The organism is Sinorhizobium sp. P24N7 (genome assembly GCF_042436655.1).
GTDB classification, from domain to species: Bacteria; Pseudomonadota; Alphaproteobacteria; order Rhizobiales; family Rhizobiaceae; genus Sinorhizobium; species Sinorhizobium meliloti_A.
On the sequence record NZ_JBHMIW010000002.1, the window covers coordinates 189,760 to 211,632 of the forward strand.

Sequence of the window (21,873 nt, forward strand, 5' to 3'; positions counted from 1 at the left end):
AGCTGCAGCTGTTGCCTCCTCACACCTTTCGAGACGGCCCCACCATCGCGGTAACGAGCCTGCGCAACCTGCATGCCACAGCCTGCCCCCCCCAGGCCATCCCCATCAAGCCTTGTAACGATCAAACGCCGTCAGCCTTTTGACCGGTGGGTCGGCCTCTTCCCACCGGTAGATCTCTGACCTCAGGAAAGCGAGCTCCGCGGCGAGCTGCTCCTCGTCGATTTCGATCCACCAGGATTTCGGGCGGCCGTCGCTGCCATCCGACCAGCGGTAGCCTTCAGATGATCTTTCATGTCGAAGGGGCTGTGCTCGGCGAAGATGCGCACGCGCGAGCGCTGACTTGTCTTGAGAAGTTCCGCGAAAGCGCTCGGCTCCGTCACCCCGCTGGCGCCGGCGAGCACCTCGAGCAGGGCGAAACAATCGTCGACGGCGCGATGGCCATCGTGGAAGTAGCCACTCTGACCGATCAGATAGCCGAGCTTCGTGCCCTCGAAACCGCGCGCCGCCCAATCGACTTCCTTGACGGAACAGGCCCATGCCTTGCCGGAAAACATGCTTGAGAACACCTCGCAGAACGGACGATCGAAGCCGGCATTGTGGGCGATCACGAGGTCGGCCGGGTCGAGCAGCGCTCGAAGCAGCCCGACATCGATTATCTGCCCGGCAACCATCTCGTCCGTGATTCCTGTGAGGCAGGTGATTTCAGGGGGGATCGGGACAGTTGGCTGCTGCAGGCCGCCGTAAACACCTGTGACGTCGCCGATATCGCCCTCGTCGTTGAAGGTGAAGGCCACTGCGCCGATTTCGATGATCTCGTCCTTGCTGTGGTCGAGGCCCGTCGTCTCGGTGTCAACGATCACTCCCATGCGAGGAAATCCCGGGCGCGGCGTATCGACGATCTGGCGGCCGACAAGCTTGCGAAGCACGCGATAGCTGCCGCTCTCCTCCAAAAGCCGGGCCATGCTCTCGTCATCGAGTCGCCTCCGCTCGCGCAGCTTCAAGGGCGGTCGCAGCTTCACAACGACATCATCGCCTGGCTCACGCGGCGAGGGAAACATATCTAGCTGAGATGCCATCGGCCTCCAGTGCCCTCGGATTTCGGCGCACCAGTAGGGTGCGGATCATGTGTCAGGATAGAAACCGAGGGAGACTCTGGCAACGCATGAGGTCGGCAGAACAGGACACACAAACCAAAATGCCCAGAAATCTGTCGAAAAACACACCTCTCCAGCGACACCGACTTCGTTCCGACCGAAATACCTGCACCCTCAGCGCAGCGGCCCGATCGACAGACGATGTTGAGCGAATCGCGTTCGAGCAATGAGGAGCGGAAGCTGGAGCTGACGAGCCGGATCGTCGCGGCTTATCTAAGCCGCAATGTCGTTCCTGCCGGCGATCTATCCAATCTTATCCAGCGGACGTATTCCTCGCTGAGCGGCACGTCTTCGCGACATCAGGCTGAACCGGCCGTCGAGGAACAGCGCCCGGCCGTTCCGATCAAGAAGTCCGTGACAGCCGATTTCATCATCTGCCTGGAGGATGGTGAAAAGTTCAAATCCCTGAGACGCCACCTGATGGCAAAGTACGGCCTCACTCCGGAGCAATATCGTGAGAAGTGGGTCTCCCGGCCGACTACCCGATGATCCAAGCTATGCTCAACAACGCTCCGAGCTTGCGCGCGCGTCTGGGCTGGGCTGGGCAAGAACCGGCGGCACCAGCGCGAGCGCCGCCACCTGCCGCTCGCAAGAAAATCGGACTGAAGTCTCGCTGAGCCCCAAAAAACAGCTGCCCGTCCGTTGCGACAGTGCACGACGGTCCAGATCCGTATACGCGGCATCGCCATTAGGCTGCGAGTCAGCGGCATTGCCCCCGGCGCTTTAGAGCGTTCCAGACGATACATTATGCGATCCTAAACGCACAAAGCGGGAACATCGGATGAACAGCGCCCTTCGTCAAAAGCAGGGCGCAGCTGCCGCGGTTTAACGCCTTCTTCGCAGTCTGGGCGCTGACCGCACTGGACCTCGTTCAGCCCGACTGCAATCGGGAAACTGATTGCACCCACAAAATACCGAGCCGTCTCGATTGCGGATTTCGATGATCTGGCCCACGAGGCAGGTAGGACACTGGCGTAAAACAGCCCCTTCGGTCGTCTCGAAGCGGACCTCAGCGCCCGCGATCTCGCAAAGTTCGCGGATGTATCGTGACGGCTGGCGGCTGTTGGTAACGATGTATACGCCGCGGCTGGCGCGTGTCAGCGCAACGTAGAAAAGGCGCCTTTCTTCGGCGTAGGCGAACGTTTCGGGACACGGTATCACCAGATTAAGCAGCTCGTCATCTTCGATCCGGCTCGGCACACCGTAATCGCCCTCGCTAACATCAAGCAGAATCGTGTAATCCGCTTCGAGTCCCTTCGCCCGATGAAACGATTGGCCGGAAACCTCGATGTTCGCATAGGACGGTAGAGTTCCTTGAAAAGGGTCAACGTGATTATATCGCCACAGCACCAAAACCTTGAGCGTGGTGCCTGGTGCACTCCGCCATTGCGACGCGATATCTTCCAAAAACGCATCAAGCCGCTCGAGAATGCGATGGCAGGCCAACCCGAAGTCTGGCTTGCCACCTTTGCCCTCGATGGGTATCACCCGTATCGAGCGAGGTACCGCAGCACGTATCGAATGCACCGATTTCGTGATCTGTTCCGGATTGCGTTGGACGAACTTCGCGGCCGTCTCGGCAATGAGCTGGTTGCACCGATAGGTCTGTTCAAGGCGCCCCTGCCAACTGGCTCCGAAATTCGCCTCGAACTGCGTGAAGATCGTGATGTCAGAGCCGGCGAAGCGATAGATCGACTGCCAGTCGTCTCCGACCGCGAACACCTTGCTGAACGCCTTCTGCTGCTTGAGCGCCTTGATAAGGTTGGCGCGCGGCGCGGAAATGTCCTGGAACTCGTCCACGAGAATCAGAGAATACGGTGTTTGATATCGGCCGGTCTGGATCAAACTTACAGCATCGGCGATCATCGAGTCGAAATCGATCCGCTGGGATTCTTCGAGTCTCCGGGAATACCCTTGCGTGATCATCCACACGACGCGCGCATAGAGCTTCCCACGCTCCTTGTCGTGCAGGGTCTTGGCGCGCTCGAGCAGCATTTCGAGCGTCAGATGACTGGCGCGGATATGCTTGATGCAGGTGGCTATAAGCTTGTGATAGTGCTTGATCACGACCGGCTCGAGGGCCTTGGTGATTTCTTTATAGCTCCTGCGCTCGAAGGGCACGGCGCGCCGTGCCAGTTCCGCTTCAAGAGCGCTGAGCATCGTCTCGCTGCTGGCCTGCGCCGAGGTGGTCTCGAAAAAATCAATCTCTTTCCGGCGATACGCCTGCCGTTTGCTGTCCGCGTGTTGGACATAATCTGTGAAGGGCGAGGTGCCGTCGGCATTGAGCGCGAAATGCTCGTGTACCGTATCCGTCAGCGGATAGTAGAAGTCGGGGTGCAGGTGTAGGCGGGTACCGTCCTCATTTTCGATCTTGATCTGCCGCTCATATTCGAACGCGACGGAGTGCAGCCATAACCAGTTGGCGATCTTCTGCTCCTGCAGGGATTTGACGATCACCCCGGAAAGTGACCCGATCGTGGCCGCGCCTTTCCTGAGGCGATCCGACACATAGCGGCGAAAGTCCGCCTCAGTGTCGAAAACCTCGGCCGGGATGTCCGCTTTGGGATGCACCACGAGCAGGTCGCTCCACAGTCGGGCAAACTCCGGATCGGTCTCGACAAGACCCTGGATGATCTCTCCGATAACCCTGGCTTCGCCGCCGGGATGATCCACCCAGTTGGCTAGCTGGAGCGGGCGTCCCTCGACCTCCTCGATGATGCCGCGTCCAAGCGCATGAAACGTCGTGACGCGACACTCCAACGAGCTTTCCTCGACGTGGAGCTGTCGCGCGATCCTGAACCTGAGTTCATCGGCCGCGCTCTTGTTGAACGCCAGAAGCAGGATCTCGTCGGCCCGGTAGAGCTGCTTTTCTAGGACATAAGCAACCTTGCCGACCATGGTCGCGGACTTGCCCGACCCGGCGGAGGCAACGAGCAGGTTGTTATCCTCTAAATTAGCCGGATACAGGCCTCGCGTTGCTGATCAGAAAGCGAGCGCCCGTCGAGATCGTCGAAGAATTGCTGGAATTTAAGGAACTCCGAGGTGACGAACGCTTCATTATAGGCGCGTCGAACGCTCGGGTCGGTCAGCAGGGCAAATGAAGCCGGTAGGGACTCCTTGAGCCCGACCGGCATCATTTGTGGATCCAGAAGCGGGTGAGAGAGGGCGGCGGCGGCGCTGCCGGGCACGCCGGCGATAGCCCGGCCGACATCGGTCTGAGCGAGATATTGTCTGTTGCCCTTGGTGATCTCCCGAAGCTTAGCATCAACATCGAGCAAATGATCCCTCTCTGTGCCGATGAGGCCAAAGAGGTGGGTGTTGATGAATGCATAAACATCTGCCGCCAGCTGTGCGGCCGATTCACCCGTTAGCCCTGATAGGGTATCTGTTCTGCTGCGTGCGCGGATCTCGACGGTGTGCCAGAGCAGCGCCTTGCTGGTGGAAATCGACACGATATCGAGGCAACTGAGTTCGACATCACCACTCTGGCTCAGCCGGATGCTTTCAGATCGCCTGGGGTCCAGGACCAACTTCCATTTTCCGGAAGAAAACAACCTTGCAAGGAAGCCAGGGCGATATGTACGCGCCCGGCCAGATAACAAATTAATCAAAGCCACATCGCCCAATCTCCGGACAAGACATGCCTTATGGCAGGCCCTGCTTTGCCCCCACGCCCAGGTACCATTGAACGAGTTTGCACATTGCCGAAAAAGCGGCGGACGTAGTTTCGCGATCAAAGCCTGACGCCTGCCGCATCTCGGGCAAGCGCACCGACGCCTGCACACCTTTTCCGCTTGAATAGGGGGTAACAATCGCCCCTTCCGGCGCGTTCTCGAAGAAGCGCGCCATTTCGTCTTCGTCCGCGGGTGATGCGATGAGGTCCACCTGGCCGCCAGGTTCTTTGACGGAAGTCCAGAGGCGATGCCGAAGCTTGACATGGGTGGGCAAGCGTGCATCACGGATCGGCTCGACCCAAGAATCGCCGTCGTAATAGCTGGGGCGAAGAGGCGGAAAATCGAAAGCAATTCCCTCCGTTGCACACCAGGTGGTTGCAAACTCCAAATATTCCGACTTCATCCGGTGAAGAGCGAGGTCGGGGATCTGCACGCCCGTCGCGATTCGTTTCCGGATGGCGCGATCAATGATGGAGCGCCGATATTCCTGCCGCACAGAATCCGGTGATGAGATGAGCTTTGCGACTGACTCTAGATCGATACTCGCGTCGTAACTTTTCCGCTCGCCGGTATAGGCCGCTGGGGCCACGAGGATGGTCCAGACCGCATCCCAGCCTTGGGCTCGCAGTCGTCCAGCATAGGCCGAATAGCGCAACGCCTGCCGTACTGCCGGTGCGGCAGAGATCTTGTCTTCGATTAGAAGCGCGACACGGTTAGCGTCCACCTCGCCTTGGACCAACAGATCCCCGAAGCCTTCCCCGCCAAGGCTTGGCTCTACAGTGACCGTGATCGTCCTAAAATTCAGAGAACCGAGCCCACAACCAGAGAGGAAACGCTGCGCAAACAGTGGATCACATGCAAACTCCTCGGCCAGCAAGTGATCGATTTCGACTTCCTGCACGGATTTTCGCGGTAATTCCATTTCTCCAAACCCGCCTGCTCTCCTGCAAACTGGAAATTATTTCAAACTATTTTCCAAGCGTTCCCAGATGATGATTCCGTCTTGCAAGATCATCTCATGAAGACGTAGCAGAATAGATCTTGTTGAGTAACGGCAGCGTACCATGATGTTGGGCGTAGATGTTCATCCACGTTCTCTCCACCTTGCTCAGATCGTCGCATTCGAGCCAAGAAAACCACACTGCCCGCCCGTTGCTAGTGGCATTTACCTTTTCCGGATTGTCCAGGTGCTGCCCCATTCGGCGCTTGAGATTCTTCGTGAGGCCGACGTAAAGGACATTCCCATCAAATGACGTCAGCACGTAGCAACCACTGCCGTCTGGAATGAAGCGCAATCTGCTGCGACGGAACGCTTCCCTCTTCGTTGGCCGGGGAACCAATTCGCCAATATTCATATCTGGATCGTTTCAGCCATAGAAGATTTGTTCAGTGCCTTGGCCATTTCGTTCGACACCAGGCGAAGTGCTCCAGAGTTCAACCGGCCAGCCTGCCCGCCCGTGCGCCACCATTCCGGATGCCCCACTCCGGCATACTCTCCCTCGACGTTGTCGAAGCAGGACTGCAGTAGGGTTTCCATGGTCTCCACCCGGTAGTTGCCGCTGGTTTGCAGCTTCATGAAAAACGGAACTGAGAATTGGCAGAACAGCTCCACGCCACCGTACTTGTATAGAGTTTCTGAATTGCCATCATCAAGGATGGAAGAAATCGCTTTCCAATAATTCAAAAATATTCTTCTTTCTTTATCGAAGTCCATTATGGCTGAGATCGGATTATTTGCGGTCAGCACATACTTTAGAATTGACTTCGCGAAGCTGCTCTGGTTGATCCGTCCAGGCCCAGCGTCATCATTCGCCTTACGAATCTTGTCGTACCAGGGGGAGTCTGGCTGGTCATTGAGAAAGTCTACATATCTTATAGCTCTCTCAACTTCTCCTTTTTCCACTGTATTGAGGATCCATCGCGGCAAACTCGGGATGTCCTCAACATCCAACGCTTCGGTCAATCTCGCCACAATTCGTTGCTCGACCGACTTATCGACGCTCTTTTGCGTCGAGTTGACGATCAGGAAGTGGCACATCTGATGCAGCGTCGGAAGATTGATGGCCACGTTAACCGGCACTTCGAAATCAAGGACGCGCGAATCCTTCTCTGAGGCAACCTTCAATCCCTCGAGCCGATGTTGTCCGTCGACGACATTGAACGGGCCGACCTTCGCGACATCAATGGTAATAGTATTTCCGTTTTCGTCGAACGGAACAGTCTTGTCCGTCGCAAGAAATACCGATGTGGGTAGGAACGCGTCCCGCGCGTCCTGGCCTTTCACAACGTAGTCCGCGAGTTTTCTCGCGCGACTCTTGTTTAGGAGCCTTTGGTATCCCTTGTCGTCCGTGTCAGACGGGTCAAGCGTCTCGACAGTATAGAACCCGGGGCGGATCAGATCTCTAACCTTGAGCGCAGTCGCATACAACGTCAAATCACCCTGACGAACACGAGCTGCGGGAATGGTAATGGTAGTTGACATAGGCACCTCAGATTTTGGTAAGTTTCTGACGGGAAAAGAATTATTTGAAACAAGCGGCGGGCCGACTATTCCTAAGGACGCCGATATAAACTGCATTGCGTAATCCACGGAATTCAGTTCGTACAGACGAATTTCCTTGTCGTGCTGCCAGCCATTTTTCCGGGCATGTTCGATGTGCCGAACTCGCCGCTCGGGATCTGGAATACGTCTGTCGAAGAAACGGACAAGCACGCAACCCTTCTGCACCTTCACTTCCGCGAAGATGCGATCGATGAGGTAAACTATGCGCTGCGCAGGTGTTGCGCGTTCGACTATTCGCGGGTCAAGACCCCTAATTGCAGCCCTTAGTCCAAGTAGGACCGGCCGGATATGAGGTTCGGTGTATGCAATATGATCATCAATTAAATCCATTGGTGCACGGCATTGCCGCCTCCAGTGATGCGGGAGGGATTTGTGTCGGCAATTCCAAAATTTCGCAGCGAACCCCGTCGCAGTCGGTTGACCTAGTTTGCGTCCGCCAAACGCTTACGACAAACAGCCAGATCGACCAAATGCCAGCGGGTTCCGCTCAGTCGCTTGAATGTTCCCTTCCCCTCGCGAGAGTTGAGCAGAAAATCCACCTTTAGTCGAGCACGTTAGATGACACCCCACCGTTACGGTTAACCGAAGCACCGTGTTGAAAGGCGCGCAGCATGCCGCTTTGAACTACTAGCATTCAGCACCTCCATGACCGTGCGCCATCACGCGCAGTAGCGCGCCAACGATTGGCATATGAATCCATAGCTGGTCGCACCTTCGGCCCGAGACCGCAGCTACGGCGTCGCTGTAAAGCCCGAGCTGAGGGGCGTGCAGGAGGGCGTGCCCCTCCCAATGATCCATGCGGCCGGGGAAGCTCTTATGGTCGACAATGGCCGAGCCATGGCCGTAGTCGACGAGCAAGTCGATCCTGCCTTGAACGAGCTGATCACCGAACCGGGCCGTCACGGGGGCTTCGTGCAACATATTGCCATTGGGCCAACGGGTTCGGAGCCAGGCAGAAAGCCTGTCGGACGCGGTCAATGCATCGACCGCGGCGAACCCCTTGACCCCCCAACGCGCGAGCGTCGCGTCGGCGTCCTCCAGCCGCTGTGCTGGGTCCCGGTTGACATCATCGTACGCGATGATGGCGTGCAAGGCTTCGCCGACCGCCGCCATGTCTGCGACCCGATCGATCGGCAACCGCCCCCCGAGGCTCACGCGTTCCACGACCCTCCAATCGCCGCCCTCCGCCTGGCTGGGCCGTAGGTACAGCGGCAACCGATCTACCGGAGCGCCTCGCGGCCGCACGAAAGACGGCTGCGGATATCGTTCCTCCGGCGCTTCCTTCGCTGCAAGGGGCCGGACATCCGCAACAAAGGTTTGGTCACCCACGCCCAACAGATTGTCGTCCGCCGCTGGCGGAACGACGTGTGGAGCGGCATCAGGCTCGTCCAGCAATTTCAGCCAGTTCAACGTCCCTTTGGCAGGCGGTGCAAGTACAAGGTAATCACGAGCGCGGGTTACCCCCACATACAGGAGCCGGATGTCTTCATGCACGGCGCGGCGCCAGGCAGACTGGCCGAGTTCGCAAGCGAACGCAGCGACTTCGAGGGCGCTGTCTTTACCAGATTGGCCATAAGGCCATGGCCAGAAACGAATCCAGCGCCGTTCGAGAGGTGCCCGCCAGTCGAGCGCGCCATCGACCTCCGCGATCGGCTCGAACAGCCGTGCCCGTGGTTCCCACGCAAGCCCCGTCAGGACGGTCATGGGCCATTCCAGGCCCTTTGCGCCATGATAGGTTATAACCTGGATTGCATCTTTGGCGAGGCTCGGCGGTCGCTTTGGATCAGCGCCATCGAGACTGAGAAGCAAGCCTTGCAGCGTCGCCGGTGCGCCGGACGCGGCGCATTCGCCTTCATAGGCGGCGGCAAAGCCGCGAAGCGCCTCGAGGTCGTCGAAACGGATCGCCGGGTCGCCCCATTGCTCGATCTGCTCCATCAGCGCCGGCAGGGCGAGCACTGAGTCTATCAGTTCGACGGGCGTAAGATTGAGTGTGCGCTCGCGGAGTCGCTCAAGCTCGTCCGCGACGGGAACTCTTGCGCGCAGCGCCGCAGCCGAGTCTTCGGCGGCGGCTGCATGCAACCAGTCATCCGATTCCGGATCGCCACCGAAAAACCGGGCGAGTTCTGCGAGCGCCAGCCGGTCAGTCGCGTCTGCCACCAAACGGCAAGCTGCGAGCACAAGTTCGACATGGGGGGTGCGCACGAGTCCGAAACGCTCCACCGCCACTGGCAAGCCAGCTCGACTCAGTGCCCGAGCGAAACGGGCCACGTCGGTATTCGTACGGCAAAGGACAGCGATATCTCCCGAGCGAAGGGGTCGATGCTCGCGGCGAACTCCTTCGACCGTCCACTGCCAGGTATCCGCCAGGCACTGGCGAATTCCCTCGGCCAAGGCTTGCGCCTGCTCTTCGACTTTGCCCAGGAGCGGCCACCAAGCGATCGGTGGGCGGTCGAACTCGACGTCCGATCGGGCCGCGCCAGAGAACGCATGCTGGGCCGCCGCCAGCCCCATTCGTTCGAATGCCGGAGTAAACAAGGCGTTCGACAGCTTGATTATTCCGGGGCGGCTGCGCCAGGACTTCGAAAGCACGTCCTGCGGATTTGCAGCGACGCCCGAGCCGGTGAAAGCGGCTTGGGTGAGTTCCGTATCGGCTCCGCGGAAGCCATAGATTGCCTGCTTCGGGTCGCCGACCCAGGTGCTTTCTTCGGCGACCTCCGCCAAAGCCGTGAACACGGCGAGCTGCAGGGGGCTCGAATCCTGAAACTCATCCACGAACACGCGGCCAACGCGCTCGCGCAGTCGCCCAACGCGAACGGGATCCTTCAACACCTCAAGCGCGAGCGCCTCCTGATCCGTGAAGTCGAGAAGACCGCGCTCTGCCTTCCAGTTGTGATAGGCCGTCAGGGCCTCCGCGGCGCAAGTGAACGTCTCAAGGATGAACTGCTCGGTCTCGCCCCGCAAACGTGGGTGATCCACGTGGCGTCCGGCCGCGGCAACCAGATCGGCCAAGGCTTCCGCGTAGGCCGGCCCATCCTTGGTCCGCGCGCAGCTGACCTTGGTCAGTTTTGCCCAAGTTGACCAATTGAGCACCTCCCCACGCGAGGCGCGCTCATGAGCGGCGCGAATGGTCGGCAGGTCCTTTGCCGCGGTCGCGCTCGGCTGTGCCGGTCGAGCAGCCATGGCGGCTGCCAGCGCCGCGGTGAGCGCTGCGTCCAGGGCAGCGCCGTCAGCGACCGGCGACGGCAGGAGTGTTCGATATGTTTCAACCGACCGTTCTGCCGAAGCTAATAAGCCTGCAGCATCGAGACCGTTGGCCCTGGCCAGAGTCACGATCGCTCGCACCGTGCGCCGCCAGTCCGGTGGCTCACCGCTATCCGGACGCCTGGGGTCGTTATAACCGAAGCGTTCCGCAAGCGGATTCAGCACTCCGGCTCTTGCCGCAATGGCGGCATCCGCTGCCACACTGAAGACCAAGGCCTCGTTGCCTTCGCCGATGACGCTCGTTGACGGTGATCGTCCCAGATCGATCGCAAAATCACTGACGATGTGGCCGCAGACGGCGTTGACGGTGCCGAAGCGTGCTCCGAGAAGGCGGGCCGCCTCTTCCACATTCCCCCCTTCGAAGAGCTTCGCGCGAGCGCGCTCGACAAGTTCGTCAGCCGCCTTGATCGTGAACGTCGTGGCTAGGATTTCTTCCGGTGCACGGATAGTGACCTCGCGCGCGATGTCGGCAACAATGCGGGTGGTTTTGCCGGCGCCGGCGGCTGCGGTGATGGTGTTCAGTCGACGCATCAGATGGTCTCCACTTGGACGCGGCAGAGGCTCGTCAAATCACAGAAACGGCAAGGCTCTTTCGGCGCCTCGAACTCGAGACCCTCAAGCCGGTCGTTGACCACGTCCTCAAATCCGGCCGCCACCAGCACGCCTGACGACGCAAGATCACGCCAGCGCTTCCAATCACCTGCGACCATGTCGAGCGTTTCGGTGTCCGTGCGCTCGGACTCGATCGGATGATCAGTCAAGATCGAACCCCCGCCGGCCAGGATCCGGCGCTGACGCAGCAGGAAGTAGCCTCCGGTGCCCTTAGTTCCGGTTTCCGCCGAGATCGCGCGGTACACGGCCAATTGAACCGCACTCCCGTCGGCGATCTGCTCCAGGTAACGCCGCTCGGATCGGGTCCATTTCAGATCCAGTACCGCGACTTGCGAGCCACGGCGCACAAGCAGATCCAGTCTCCCGTGAAGGCTGAGACCTTGGTGAGAACCCTCCCGTTCAAGTTCCGAGCCAACGACTTCCAAGTCGCGCTCATGCAGCAAACGCACGAGCGATTCCAATGCAGCCGGCACGAGTTCGCGCGCAGAAGAGAGCTCACCCGCGTGCTCGGGCTGCAGCAGCGGCGCCGCGATCTGTGGCAGCAGAGTTTCGAAGAGTTCCGTGGCGCCGGTGCGCACACCACCCATCGGCGGTGGCGGTCCGGGAGGGAGCAACCTTCGTGCGATCTCATGGGCGAGATTGCCAAAGAGCTGATCTGGCCCTGGAATTTCAGCGAAGCGCCCGGGCCGCAGGCCCAAGACATCGTGGGCAAACCAACCGAACTGGCAGTTCAAAAGTCGACCAAGCGAGGTTGCGCTCTCACGCCGCCCTTCCATGAAGGCGGTCGCGGTGCTACCCGGCAAGGTCCACGTCGCGACGCCGCCGGGCGGATCCTTGGTTTCGCTAGCCTGACGGGTGAGATGGCGTCCGGCAAGTGCCGCGTCTGGCTCGCGCAGCAGACGCTCGGCCTTGAACGTCACTCCTTCGCCGGCGCCCTCAAGAATGGGTTTCAATTGATGGGCAAGAGGATGCACTGTGGTCTGTTCGTCCCGCAAAAGCGCCGGCCGCACGAAAATCAGCCGTTCTGCCGTGCGCTGTAGAACCTGGGTATAGCCAGCCCCAATCCTGCGCGCCGCCTCGGCTGACGACTCTAAGGTCACACCTGCGGCCTCGAGAGCCTTGACCTCGTTGCTATCCCAAGGTTCGTGGGCGAGCCGTTCGCCTGGGCCAACGAAGCCCCACCAGACCACCCGCGGCGCCGCCGACCACAACGCTCCGGGCGCGCGCACGGTACGAACGCTTCCTGCTTCGGGAACATGATCCGGATTAACAACACCCTCCGAAAGCACTTGGCCGACGATTCGCTCCAGCAGCAAGGCCGAGACGACCTCCTGCTCCAGGCGAGTGAGGGCATCCACCACAGCACCCGCGGCTGCAGCGACGGCCAGCAAGAGCCTGTCGTTGCGTCCAGCATCCGCGCGCATCGCCCATGCGGCCACTCGACCGGCGATCGCTTGCGCCTCGACCATCGGAATTCCCACACTCCTGTCGAAACGGCCGACATCCGTCCACATGCGCCATTCGGCGAGTACGGCATCAACTTTCTTGTTCGCGTCCTTTGATTCAAGCTCGGTGTGCATCTCCAGGAGCCGCGCTTCAATCTCGGCCCAAGCATTAAGCCAAGCCGCACCACCGATTCCTGGCTCCGAGCTCAGTGCACGGGCCAGACGCTTTGCCGCCCAACGGGAGATCGGCGGTCGAGGAAGCATAAGAAGGTTGAGCAGCACTCGCGGATCGAATGGTCGCCAAGCAGCGGCGAAGGCGAGTGGCAGTACCTGCAGCGCGCCACGCCAGGGTGATGCGGCTGAGAGGCCAAGCGCCGGAAGGCCACGCGCAGCCAGCGCATGATCGAGCAAGGCCGTGTCTCCGTCCGGGGCCAACACAACGGTGCCCGCACCCTCCTCAGCAGAACCGGTCGCCAGCCAATCGGCGACTGCTTCCGCAGCCATCAGTTCCGTGTTGGCCTCAACAACGACGAAAGTGCCGTCTCCCTCGAGCGGTTCCGGCGGTTCCCCGGCAAGAGCCCCCTGCACCTTGCGAAGGTCGGACCCTTCCACGGCCGGTACGCAGCCTTCGTGCTGATCGATCGAGACGCCGGCGGCCTCCAGTGCGTCCACCAACCGCAGCCACAGCGGGGGAAGCAGAGCTCGCGGTTCAGCCAGCGTGAGCCGTTTAAGACGCAGGCCGGAACGACTTGGCAATGCTTGCAGCAGCTGAACCGCGCGATCTGCAAGGCCAAGCGGCAAGCTCGTTCCGGCATTCTCGGCCGCGGCGAGATCGTCAATCCTTCCCGTCCCAACCGGTTTTCCATGCCATCCTGCCGCAATGAGATTATCGCGCCATTGCAGCAAGGTTGCTGCTGTTGCCCAAGGATCCTTCTCAAAGGATGCAATCCAGAAGCGACCTTTGCCCGCAGCTCGAAGCTTGGGGAGATAGCTTGCGATCCGCGCCGCACGCGAAACGATCGGGCCGAGGAGCCCGAGCTGGCCCTCCAGCACGCTGATTAGACCTGCAGGGCCTACGACCGCTGCGTCGATGGCGCCTACCACCCCAGTCGCCTCGGGATACACGCGGCCATCCGCAGACAACCCGAATACTAAACGCATACTTCCAGCCCCGCTTACGCCCCAGCCATGAGCCGCCGCCGTCCTTCAGGCCGCCAGCCAACAGGCTTCGTTTGCCAACTATGGGAAGGTGAGCGCCGGACCTGGCGCGACGCTGGTGATAAACATCTCCGCCGCGCCAGGTCCAAACCATGGTCACGAATTCTCTGTGTCGCGGCCGTCGGGCTCTTGGGCAACCCCTTTGAACTTGCCCGGCGTCTGCTTCACCTCCATGAACTGTCCCGAGCGCTCGTCGCGTTTCTGGTACATTCCATCGGGGCGCTCAAACTGTGTTCTGCCGGTCACAGCGCCGCGTCGGTAACCGTCACCTGTATTTTTGGCCATCAGCAAATCCTTTCTCGATGAAACACTGCATCGGTCTCGAATGCTTGCCGCTCCAGTTTATGAGTTCCCTCGATTCGGGCTTGCCTCTGTCCCTGGGAAGTCGGATTGTGCCATCTCGACCTGCATCATTAGTATAGGGCTATAATTCCTATACGTGTCAAGTCCTGATAGGGGTAACAATGTCGGAATCCGACGATCGACGCACATGGACGCAACAGCGGCGCTTCGAATTCCTGGAATGGAAGATGTTCTGGGAGAACCGAGTTATCAGAAGCGACCTGGAATCAACGTTTGGCATTTCCACACCGCAAGCCTCTGTGGATCTAAGGCATTACAGAGAGATCGCACCCGGCAATCTCGAGTCGACCGCGAGAGGTTACAAACCATCGCCAAAGTTCAAGCCGCACTTCCTGATTCCCTCTGCCGACCGATTACTCCTGCAATTGCGGGCGGCTCTTTCGAGTGTCATCCCAAGATCTGACCTCTGGTTCAGGGAGGACCCACCAGTTGAGGTCGCACCAGATATAGCCCGGAGCGTTTCACCCGAGTGCTTGCGGCAGATTCTAATGGCAATGCGCGAACGTGTAGCACTCGACGTCCGCTACCACGCTCTCACTGGGGCGCGTCGCCGTGCCATCGCACCTCATGCTCTGGCATTTGACGGTCACCGTTGGCACGTTCGCGCTTGGTGCTGCGATAACGAGGACTTCCGCGATTTCGTCCTCTCGCGCATCGACGAAATCGGAGAAACAAAGCCAGTACAATTCGATCCCGAACATGACATCGAGTGGGCGACGAAGGTCATGCTCCGGCTCAGACCGCACCGCGGCCTCTCGCCAGAGCAGAGCAAGGCAATCCAGCTTGACTACGGGATGGTCGATGGCCGCCTTGACATCGAGATGCGAGCCTCGCTTGCGTTTTATTTCATCCGACGCATGAACCTGGACCTCGCGGAATCGAAAGAGCTTTCGCCCGAACGGCTGCAGATCGAGCTCGAGAATCTCGGTTCAGTGATGGCCCAGATCCAAGAGGCTAAATCGCGGACAAAGGAACTCGTCCGAAGCGAGCATGAAGGTCGCTAAAGCGGGTCGCGATTTTTATGGATTCCCGAATCGGGTTTGGCTGCGATTCCCTCGCTTTGACGGGAGGGACACCATGGGCAAAATCACATCCGCTTGCTTTGCGTAGTCGTGTCATTGCGTTTGTCGAGGAAGGTCACAGCCACCGGGCCGCGGCCCGGCACTTCCGGGTGTCACCGAATTTCGTGAACAATCTGGTGAAGCTCAAACGCGCGACCGGATCGCTGGCACCGCGGCGGCAAGGCCATCTGGGTGGTGGCAAGCTGAACGCGCATGGCGACTGGGTTCGCGATCGCTTGGCGCAGAATGACGAATTGACGCTGGACGAACTGGGCCTGGAACTCGCCGAGCGCGGCGTTATCGTGCACCGCTCCAATGTTGGTCGTCATCTCCACCGGCTCGACCTCAGCCATAAAAAAAGCCTGCAGGCAGGTGAGCTCTGGATCCGGAGACGCTTCGGCTACCGGCGGCTGTTCATCCTGCTCAAGCGGGAGGGAGAGCCGTCCGGGGTCAACCGCATCTATCGGCTGCATCGCGAGGAAGGGCTTTCTGTTCGCAAGCGGAAAGCCAGACGCCGTGCCGTCGGCACGCGAGCGCCGATCCTCGTCGAGGCGAAGGCCAATGCCCGATGGTCGCTTGATTTCGTTCACGACCAGTTCGCCTGCGGCAGGAGGTTTCGCGTGCTCAACATCCTCCACGAGGTGACGCGTGACTGCCTGGCGGCGATCCCGACACCTCGATCTCCGGCCGTCGCGTCGCACGGGAACTGACGGCACTCCTTGAGCGCCGCGGCAAACCAAACATGATCGTCTCCGACCACGGCACGGAGTTCACCTCGAACGCCATCCTTGCTTGGTCGAAGGAGCACAAGATCGAGTGGCACTACATCGCGCCGGGAAGGCCCATGCATAACGGCTACATCGAAAGCTTCAACGGCCGCATGCGCGACGAGCTGCTGAACGAGAGTCTCTTCTTCGGTCTATCCTCGAAGCAAACCTTAAACACAAAGCAAGCGCGGAAATATTTGAGGCGATGGCGATAAAATACTATCAGCCTGAGCATAACGCCCGTTTCAAGCGCTTCTTAGATACCGAGTTTCCCGTTTGGTTGCCGGGCCTTCGGGATATCATCTCGCCAGACTTTGACCCGCGAGGTTACACGGAGCATACAGATGCGAGGGGCATTGGACGTCAGGATTTTGCGGAGATGCGCCACATACTAAGGCGCCCATAAGATAGGAGCCATAAGAACCTGCAGAGGAGGATTCTGGGAAAATGCTCGATCGATCCCGTTTACCGGGCGCCACCTTACACGGCGAATGCGGCCGAGATCGTCCCTACTAATGCCGCGCCCCCTCGCTCGCGCACGTCGACCGGTTTGCTGCTGTTGCATTTGATGTGCTGAGCACGGCAGACCCACGCTCCGAAGTGCCAGCCGAGGAGCGATGGAACGCCTCAATTCGGGGCGTTCATTCTGATCGGACAGTCCATCGAAAGACGATGGGTTGTGCAAAGATTGAGTTGACCCTTCTCGACGGCGAGGCGACACTTGCAACCTGTAGCGAGGCAGGAGGAAAAATGATGGCCGAGCCAGACCGCTGGCGTCACATGGCAAGCGCGCCGAAAAACGGCAGTCGGATCCTCGTCACGATCCGCCCGTCCGAACAAGGGGCGGCAGAAGTTGACCTCGCGTATTGGTCGAATGGCGATCAGTTCGGTGCAGAAGGCTGGCGCGCCTCTGATTCCTCGCCCGGTCGCATCATCGAATACCCCGAGCCGGAATTGAAGTGCTGGATGCCGATGCCCTCGGCCAATCTCGATCGCATCTCGATGCCCTCGCCCTGGGAAGGCGGCGACGACCAAGAGCTCGAGGGGTCAGGGATTTAAGAACTCGCGCCGCCATGGTGCTAAAGATGATATGCAGCGAGTGGCAAAATCCAGTTGAGCTATCCACAACCGGAGGACCTCTCGCAATCCTATTCATGATCGTTTGGCTGACTTCCTCGCTTCCTCGTACATGACGGGGTCAAAGACGTGCGTTTGCAGCCGGCGGAACGCCTAATCTCGATCCGATCTAAAGGCCGCCTTGAAAGGAATCGAACCAACGACCCGCCCCTCTACCCTTGGTATTGGGGAGAAATCCGGCTCTTAATCTTCCGACGAAGACTATCGAAATCCGGGTACTACAGCCCGACCCGCGGGCACCTTTCAGCGTGATATCCACAGAGCGACACAATCACGCTAAAACGGCATTTTTTCCTTCGGCTGGAAGAAAATTCTTCAACCAGAGCATGCAGCCACGCTTGCAACGTAAATTGGAATCAATTTGCATGCGGAGTTGGGGGAGGAAGGATGCCGTATTTTCCAACACCGACGTCAGGCGGTTTGTGGCGGTATGTCGATCGCCGTCACCACCTGCGCCGGATCCCGATAGTCCTCGCCTTTCGTCAGCATGGCCCTAATCTGACGCGCCATTTTGTTGGCAAGTGCAATCAACATCAGCATTTCGGGCTTGCGTGTCAGCATACGCACCGCCCGATGATCCGCGTCATCGCACCGATGAGCCCGACCACGCCGCTCCTCACCGCCCATGCCATCGTGGGCACAAGCCCTGGCTAGGCCGAGAAATTCCGGCCAGCGGAGAACTGCTTCGCGCAGAGCGCGAAGGTCTCGATGCCAGCACTACCGAGGCGGCCGACACTAGGCATGGTCTCCAGTCGCCGCGCCGTATCCGTCTCGGCCGCAAGTGCCTTCAAGGCCTTCGTCTTGTTCTCGATCTTTCTGTCCTCTCGGAGATCTGTGTCAGCAAATCTTGGCATTCCGTGATGATTAGCGGGCGGGCCACAGGTCGGACCCTCGATCAACGCCTCGATCCGCTTCAGATGGGCGAGGCCCGTTAGAGGAACACCTTGCCTGTTCATAAAGCACCGCTCGAAGAGGGCGGCAACCATCCCATCTGCCAAGCGACACATTGCCCTGCAACCAACAACGATCGCTGGCAACCTGCCAAAGAGGTGAGCATCTATAGCCTCATCGAGCTATGTGACAACGCATCTCGAGTTTGCTATTTAATCAACTTAAAATGGGCAAGGGAATATACTGCAATTCCAAAAACCACCTGTTTTCGAAATCGTCTGCGACCTCGGCGTTGGCAGCCGTAGATGATGCGCAGATCTTTCATGGGGGCTACGATGGCATTTGTTACGTTTACACGCCCAGATAATACGAGCGTAGCAATACGAGTCGAAGAAATCGTTCATCTTGCACCTGTCCCCAGCGCAGGTCCCTTGGTAGGGCCTCTTACTGAGGGGACGCGGATAGTCTTCAAGAATCAAAGTATCCAGGATGTCGTTGAGCTCTTCACCGACGTCATGGCGCAGATCGATGGGGCATTGGGTCATACCTGAGTGGCGGCGCCGACAGCAGTCTTGTCTTCAGTCGCAGTCCTGGCAGTTTTCCTCAAAGGAACCAGGTGATATTGAGCATGGTCAGCTTGCCAATGATCACCCCGCCGATGAAATTTGCAGTACTTGCGCTCTGTCGTCGCAAGGTCCATCGCTGGGCTGCCCCGCGTCAGGTCAGCTCGATGAGTTTTGGCGATCATACTTAACCCCTCTGGCGACTGGCGGTCGCACATTCGTCAGGTAAAGCGTCTGAATCTAAAGAACGTTTGAAGCTGCTTAGATATCGCGCTACAACTATTGATTATATTTTAATTTAATTGAAGTGGGATACAAAAGCGAGGGGAACGGCATGGGCTTCGAAACGATCTCCGGCACCAATCTCGAATATGGACTGATCAGCTTCGATGCCGACGGCAAGGAGATACCGGAGCCCGGCGGCCTTATGAGCCAGCGCCTAATCGACAAGGCGCGGGCGGATAATGCAACGAATATCTTTTTTTTCAGCCACGGGTGGAAGGGCGATGTACCCGCTGCCAAGGAGCAATATGCGCTCTGGATCAAGGCCTTTGCCGATTCAGCGGACAGCGCCAAGGCGGCCGCGCATTTTCCGAATTTCCATCCGCTCTACATCGGGCTGCATTGGCCGAGTCTGCCATTCGGCGACGAGGAGGTCGGTGCTTCCTCCTTCGAAGCTGGTGCTCCGATCCTAGGCGCTGCCTTGCTACAGAGATATCTCGATCGGCTCGGCGACCGCCCGGAGATCCGCGGGCCGCTTGAGATCATCATCGATGAAGCGCGGCGCAATTCGGCTCCCGACGAACTGCCAGAACATATCAAGAGGGCCTATCTCGACCTGAACGACGCGCTTGGGCTGAAGAGCGAAGGCGTGGATGCGCCGCCGGATGCTGACCGACAAGGCTTCGATCCGGAGGAATCCTTCGAGGCCGCGAATGAGGAATCGGCATCCTTCGGTGGCGGTATCACCAATCTCGGCGGCTTGCTTGGCCCGCTTCGCCAGCTCTCCTATTGGACAATGAAGAAGCGGGCGCGCACCATCGGCGAAGGCGGCATGCACAATTTCCTGAAGAACCTGCAGAATGCCACCGCCGACAGCCATACCAAAATCCATCTGATGGGCCACAGCTTCGGCACCATCGTGGTCTCGGGGATGCTGGGTGGTCCAAATGCTGGCGGCAAGCTCCCGCGGCCCGTCGATTCGGTGGCTTTGGTTCAGGGCGCGGTGTCGCTATGGTGTTACGCTGGACAGATTCCATTTGACGGCGCGGGTCATGGATATTTCAGCCGCATCCTGGCCGATCATAAAGTACGCGGGCCAATCGTCACTACGCAATCGAAGCACGACACTGCCGTGGGCGTACTTTATCCACTAGCGTCGCGCATCAAGGGTTCGGTGAATTTCGCCGACGGGTTTCCAAAGTTTGGCGCTATTGGCACCTTCGGTCTCCAGGGCATTCCGGACAGTTCGCGCAGCGAACTGAAGATGCTGGCGGCGGCCGAAGGCTACGCATTTGAGGCAGGCAAAATCTACAACGTGGACGGCTCGCAGTTCATCGCGCGCATGGATGGCGCGAGCGGGGCGCACAATGACATCGCCGGACCGGAAGTCGCCCATTTGATATGGGCTGCGGCTTTCGCATCGCGCATTGTCCCAGATTAGATGAAAGGCCGCCATGGACCAGACTGATGAAGATGCGCCAGTCCCGTTTGGCATCAACGCCGATAATGGCTTACCGCTGAACGGATTGACTGACGAGGTCATCCACGATCTGTTGGGCCGAAAAGCGGAGCCGACAGCTGAAACGCTGGCACTGTCGAGCCGCGTCGACCCCGCGAACATCTCCTTCGCCACCGAAGGCTACGTCGATCCGAGCGATCTGGCGCAGGCCGGGTGGGGTGTTATCTATGCGCCCAGCGTAAGCCAAGCAGTCAAGGACGCGCTGGCGCCACTCATCGAGCGCCGCAAGGCGCAGGCGCAACCGTTCAAGATCTTCGATGGTTCGGACGGCTACCGTCCCGGTGACACCGCGAATGACTGGCTCAAGAGGCGCAACGTGCGCATGGACGTGGTGGATCCTGAAAAGGGCGTCCCGTTCTATCTCCTGCTGGTTGGCCCACCCGATGAGCTGCCGTTCGAGTTTCAGTATTCGCTCGATATCTATTGGGCGGCAGGACGGTTGTGGTTCGAGACCGCGGATGAATTCCGCCGTTATGCGGAAAGCGTCGTCAAATATGAGACGTCAGTGAGCGTCCCGACGTTGCGCCGCGGCGCCATTTTCGCGACCGAACACGACTTCGACGAAGCCACCCAATTGTTCATGCGCCAAGTGGCGAAGCCGCTAGCCGAGGGGGAAAATGGCGGCACCACCGTGTGGAAGCGACAGAGTTTTGGCCTCCAAACGCTGCTCAGTGAGCGGGCGACAAAAGCCGCACTCATTGAGGTGCTTCGCGGCCAAGCGCAGCCGACGCCTGCACTGCTGCTCAGCGGTAGCCATGGTATGCAGTTTTCCCTCGGTGACTCACGTCAGGCGCACGCTCAAGGCGCTATCGTGTGCCAGGATTGGATCCGCTCCGGTCCAGTGAAGGCTGACCATTGGCTATCGGCCGCGGACGTTCCTGACGACGCTAGGCTTGAGGGAATGATGCATTTCTTTTTTGCTTGCCACGGCGGCGGCTGCACACAATTCGATGATTTCGACCGCCTCAACAAGGCGCCGAAAAGAATTGCGGATAAGCCCTTCCTGGCGCGACTGCCGCAGCGTTTGCTCGGGCACCCCAATGGCGGCGCGCTCGCCGTGCTGGCCCATGTCGAACGGGCCTGGGCCTATTCGTTCCAAGGCCAGCGCGGCGGCTCGCAAATTCAGGGCTTCCGCGACGTCATCGGCCGGCTGTTGAACGGCCAGCGTATCGGTCAGGCTACTGACATGTTCAATTTGCGCTGGGCTTCGATTGCGACCGAGCTGAGCGACATGCAGGCCGATGCGGCGAAGGGCGTAGACGTTTCTCTGCGCAGGCTTGGTAATCTTTGGGTTTCGCGTGACGATGCTCGCAATTTCGTCGTCCTCGGAGATCCGGCCGTGCGGCTGAGGGTCGAGGACATGCCGCCAACTTGATGGACGTGAAGGCATCCGACGCCGTCGCCAGCGGCGGCCATACGGGCA

The 21,873-nt window shown here is 59.3% G+C and carries 14 protein-coding genes and 3 pseudogenes; 6 read left to right on the forward strand and 11 right to left on the reverse strand.

Features of this window, described 5'->3' with window-relative positions:
* Positions 1–105 precede the first annotated feature (105 nt).
* A pseudogene (locus ACFHWW_RS03760) lies at positions 106–1,058 on the reverse strand (3'-5' exonuclease).
* 240 nt (positions 1,059–1,298) lie between these two features.
* Here ACFHWW_RS03760 and ACFHWW_RS03765 point away from each other — a divergent pair.
* Positions 1,299–1,704, forward strand: a pseudogene (locus ACFHWW_RS03765) (MucR family transcriptional regulator); the annotation flags it as partial.
* A 275-nt stretch (positions 1,705–1,979) separates the two neighbouring features.
* Here the strand turns inward: ACFHWW_RS03765 and ACFHWW_RS03770 are convergent.
* The 8 genes from ACFHWW_RS03770 to ACFHWW_RS03805 all read right to left on the reverse strand — a co-directional run bounded on the left by ACFHWW_RS03770 (position 1,980) and on the right by ACFHWW_RS03805 (position 14,212).
* A complete protein-coding gene (locus ACFHWW_RS03770) occupies positions 1,980–4,052 on the reverse strand; it encodes a UvrD-helicase domain-containing protein (protein WP_283067820.1) in 2,073 nt (690 codons plus the stop codon).
* 50 nt (positions 4,053–4,102) lie between these two features.
* Complete coding sequence (locus ACFHWW_RS03775; protein ID WP_283067819.1) at positions 4,103–4,771, reverse strand: hypothetical protein; 669 nt, start codon at positions 4,769–4,771, stop codon at positions 4,103–4,105.
* A 28-nt stretch (positions 4,772–4,799) separates the two neighbouring features.
* On the reverse strand, positions 4,800–5,729 hold the full coding sequence (locus ACFHWW_RS03780; RefSeq protein WP_379937345.1) for a hypothetical protein: 930 nt from the start codon (positions 5,727–5,729) through the stop codon (positions 4,800–4,802).
* A 115-nt stretch (positions 5,730–5,844) separates the two neighbouring features.
* Complete coding sequence (locus tag ACFHWW_RS03785) at positions 5,845–6,183, reverse strand: GIY-YIG nuclease family protein (protein WP_283067815.1); 339 nt, start codon at positions 6,181–6,183, stop codon at positions 5,845–5,847.
* Positions 6,180–7,721 (reverse strand): DGQHR domain-containing protein, encoded by a 1,542-nt coding sequence (locus ACFHWW_RS03790; protein WP_283067814.1) that lies wholly within the window; start codon positions 7,719–7,721, stop codon positions 6,180–6,182. Before ACFHWW_RS03790 ends, ACFHWW_RS03785 begins: the two co-directional genes overlap by 4 nt.
* 297 nt (positions 7,722–8,018) lie before the next feature.
* Complete coding sequence (locus ACFHWW_RS03795; RefSeq protein ID WP_283067812.1) at positions 8,019–11,183, reverse strand: exodeoxyribonuclease V subunit beta; 3,165 nt, start codon at positions 11,181–11,183, stop codon at positions 8,019–8,021.
* The gene (locus ACFHWW_RS03800; RefSeq protein ID WP_379937347.1) at positions 11,183–13,870 is read right to left on the reverse strand and encodes a PD-(D/E)XK nuclease family protein; all 2,688 of its coding nucleotides are present in this window, start codon (positions 13,868–13,870) and stop codon (positions 11,183–11,185) included. The genes ACFHWW_RS03795 and ACFHWW_RS03800 overlap by 1 nt, the downstream gene beginning before the upstream one ends.
* Positions 13,871–14,023: 153 nt before the next feature.
* Complete coding sequence (locus tag ACFHWW_RS03805) at positions 14,024–14,212, reverse strand: hypothetical protein (protein ID WP_283067808.1); 189 nt, start codon at positions 14,210–14,212, stop codon at positions 14,024–14,026.
* Between the two features lie 179 nt (positions 14,213–14,391).
* On the opposite strand from ACFHWW_RS03805, the gene ACFHWW_RS03810 reads away from it, so the two are divergent.
* The 3 genes and pseudogenes from ACFHWW_RS03810 to ACFHWW_RS03820 all read left to right on the forward strand — a co-directional run bounded on the left by ACFHWW_RS03810 (position 14,392) and on the right by ACFHWW_RS03820 (position 17,177).
* Positions 14,392–15,294, forward strand: coding sequence for a YafY family protein (locus ACFHWW_RS03810; RefSeq protein WP_283067806.1), 903 nt, complete (start codon positions 14,392–14,394; stop codon positions 15,292–15,294).
* 443 nt (positions 15,295–15,737) lie between these two features.
* Positions 15,738–16,315, forward strand: a pseudogene (locus tag ACFHWW_RS03815) (DDE-type integrase/transposase/recombinase); the annotation flags it as partial.
* A gap of 556 nt (positions 16,316–16,871) precedes the next feature.
* Positions 16,872–17,177, forward strand: a complete 306-nt coding sequence (locus ACFHWW_RS03820) for a hypothetical protein (protein ID WP_283068026.1) — start codon at positions 16,872–16,874, stop codon at positions 17,175–17,177.
* 489 nt (positions 17,178–17,666) lie between these two features.
* On the opposite strand, the gene ACFHWW_RS03825 is transcribed toward ACFHWW_RS03820, so the two are convergent.
* Together ACFHWW_RS03825 and ACFHWW_RS03830 are read right to left on the reverse strand one after the other, a co-directional pair.
* Entirely contained in the window at positions 17,667–17,816 is a 150-nt protein-coding gene (locus ACFHWW_RS03825; protein ID WP_283067805.1) for a hypothetical protein, read from the reverse strand.
* Between the two features lie 89 nt (positions 17,817–17,905).
* Entirely contained in the window at positions 17,906–18,211 is a 306-nt protein-coding gene (locus ACFHWW_RS03830; protein ID WP_283067804.1) for a hypothetical protein, read from the reverse strand.
* Positions 18,212–19,043: 832 nt separating this feature from the next.
* Between ACFHWW_RS03830 and ACFHWW_RS03835 the strand changes: the two genes are divergently transcribed.
* Complete coding sequence (locus tag ACFHWW_RS03835; protein ID WP_283067802.1) at positions 19,044–20,372, forward strand: hypothetical protein; 1,329 nt, start codon at positions 19,044–19,046, stop codon at positions 20,370–20,372.
* A 13-nt stretch (positions 20,373–20,385) separates the two neighbouring features.
* Positions 20,386–21,825: a C25 family cysteine peptidase gene (locus tag ACFHWW_RS03840; protein ID WP_283067800.1), complete on the forward strand. Its 1,440-nt coding sequence runs from the start codon at positions 20,386–20,388 to the stop codon at positions 21,823–21,825.
* Positions 21,826–21,873: the final 48 nt, after the last annotated feature.

What these genes read in the sequence shown, in the direction of transcription:
- ACFHWW_RS03830 (WP_283067804.1), bottom strand. Translation starts at nt 18,211, where the DNA reads ATGAACAGGCAAGGTGTTCCTCTAACGGGCCTCGCCCATCTGAAGCGG.
- ACFHWW_RS03785 (WP_283067815.1), bottom strand. Translation starts at nt 6,183, where the DNA reads ATGAATATTGGCGAATTGGTTCCCCGGCCAACGAAGAGGGAAGCGTTC.
- ACFHWW_RS03820 (WP_283068026.1), top strand. Translation starts at nt 16,872, where the DNA reads ATGGCCGAGCCAGACCGCTGGCGTCACATGGCAAGCGCGCCGAAAAAC.
- ACFHWW_RS03800 (WP_379937347.1), bottom strand. Translation starts at nt 13,870, where the DNA reads ATGCGTTTAGTATTCGGGTTGTCTGCGGATGGCCGCGTGTATCCCGAG.
- ACFHWW_RS03805 (WP_283067808.1), bottom strand. Translation starts at nt 14,212, where the DNA reads ATGGCCAAAAATACAGGTGACGGTTACCGACGCGGCGCTGTGACCGGC.
- ACFHWW_RS03770 (WP_283067820.1), bottom strand. Translation starts at nt 4,052, where the DNA reads ATGGTCGGCAAGGTTGCTTATGTCCTAGAAAAGCAGCTCTACCGGGCC.
- ACFHWW_RS03835 (WP_283067802.1), top strand. Translation starts at nt 19,044, where the DNA reads ATGGGCTTCGAAACGATCTCCGGCACCAATCTCGAATATGGACTGATC.
- ACFHWW_RS03825 (WP_283067805.1), bottom strand. Translation starts at nt 17,816, where the DNA reads ATGCTGACACGCAAGCCCGAAATGCTGATGTTGATTGCACTTGCCAAC.
- ACFHWW_RS03840 (WP_283067800.1), top strand. Translation starts at nt 20,386, where the DNA reads ATGGACCAGACTGATGAAGATGCGCCAGTCCCGTTTGGCATCAACGCC.
- ACFHWW_RS03790 (WP_283067814.1), bottom strand. Translation starts at nt 7,721, where the DNA reads ATGGATTTAATTGATGATCATATTGCATACACCGAACCTCATATCCGG.
- ACFHWW_RS03795 (WP_283067812.1), bottom strand. Translation starts at nt 11,183, where the DNA reads ATGCGTCGACTGAACACCATCACCGCAGCCGCCGGCGCCGGCAAAACC.
- ACFHWW_RS03810 (WP_283067806.1), top strand. Translation starts at nt 14,392, where the DNA reads ATGTCGGAATCCGACGATCGACGCACATGGACGCAACAGCGGCGCTTC.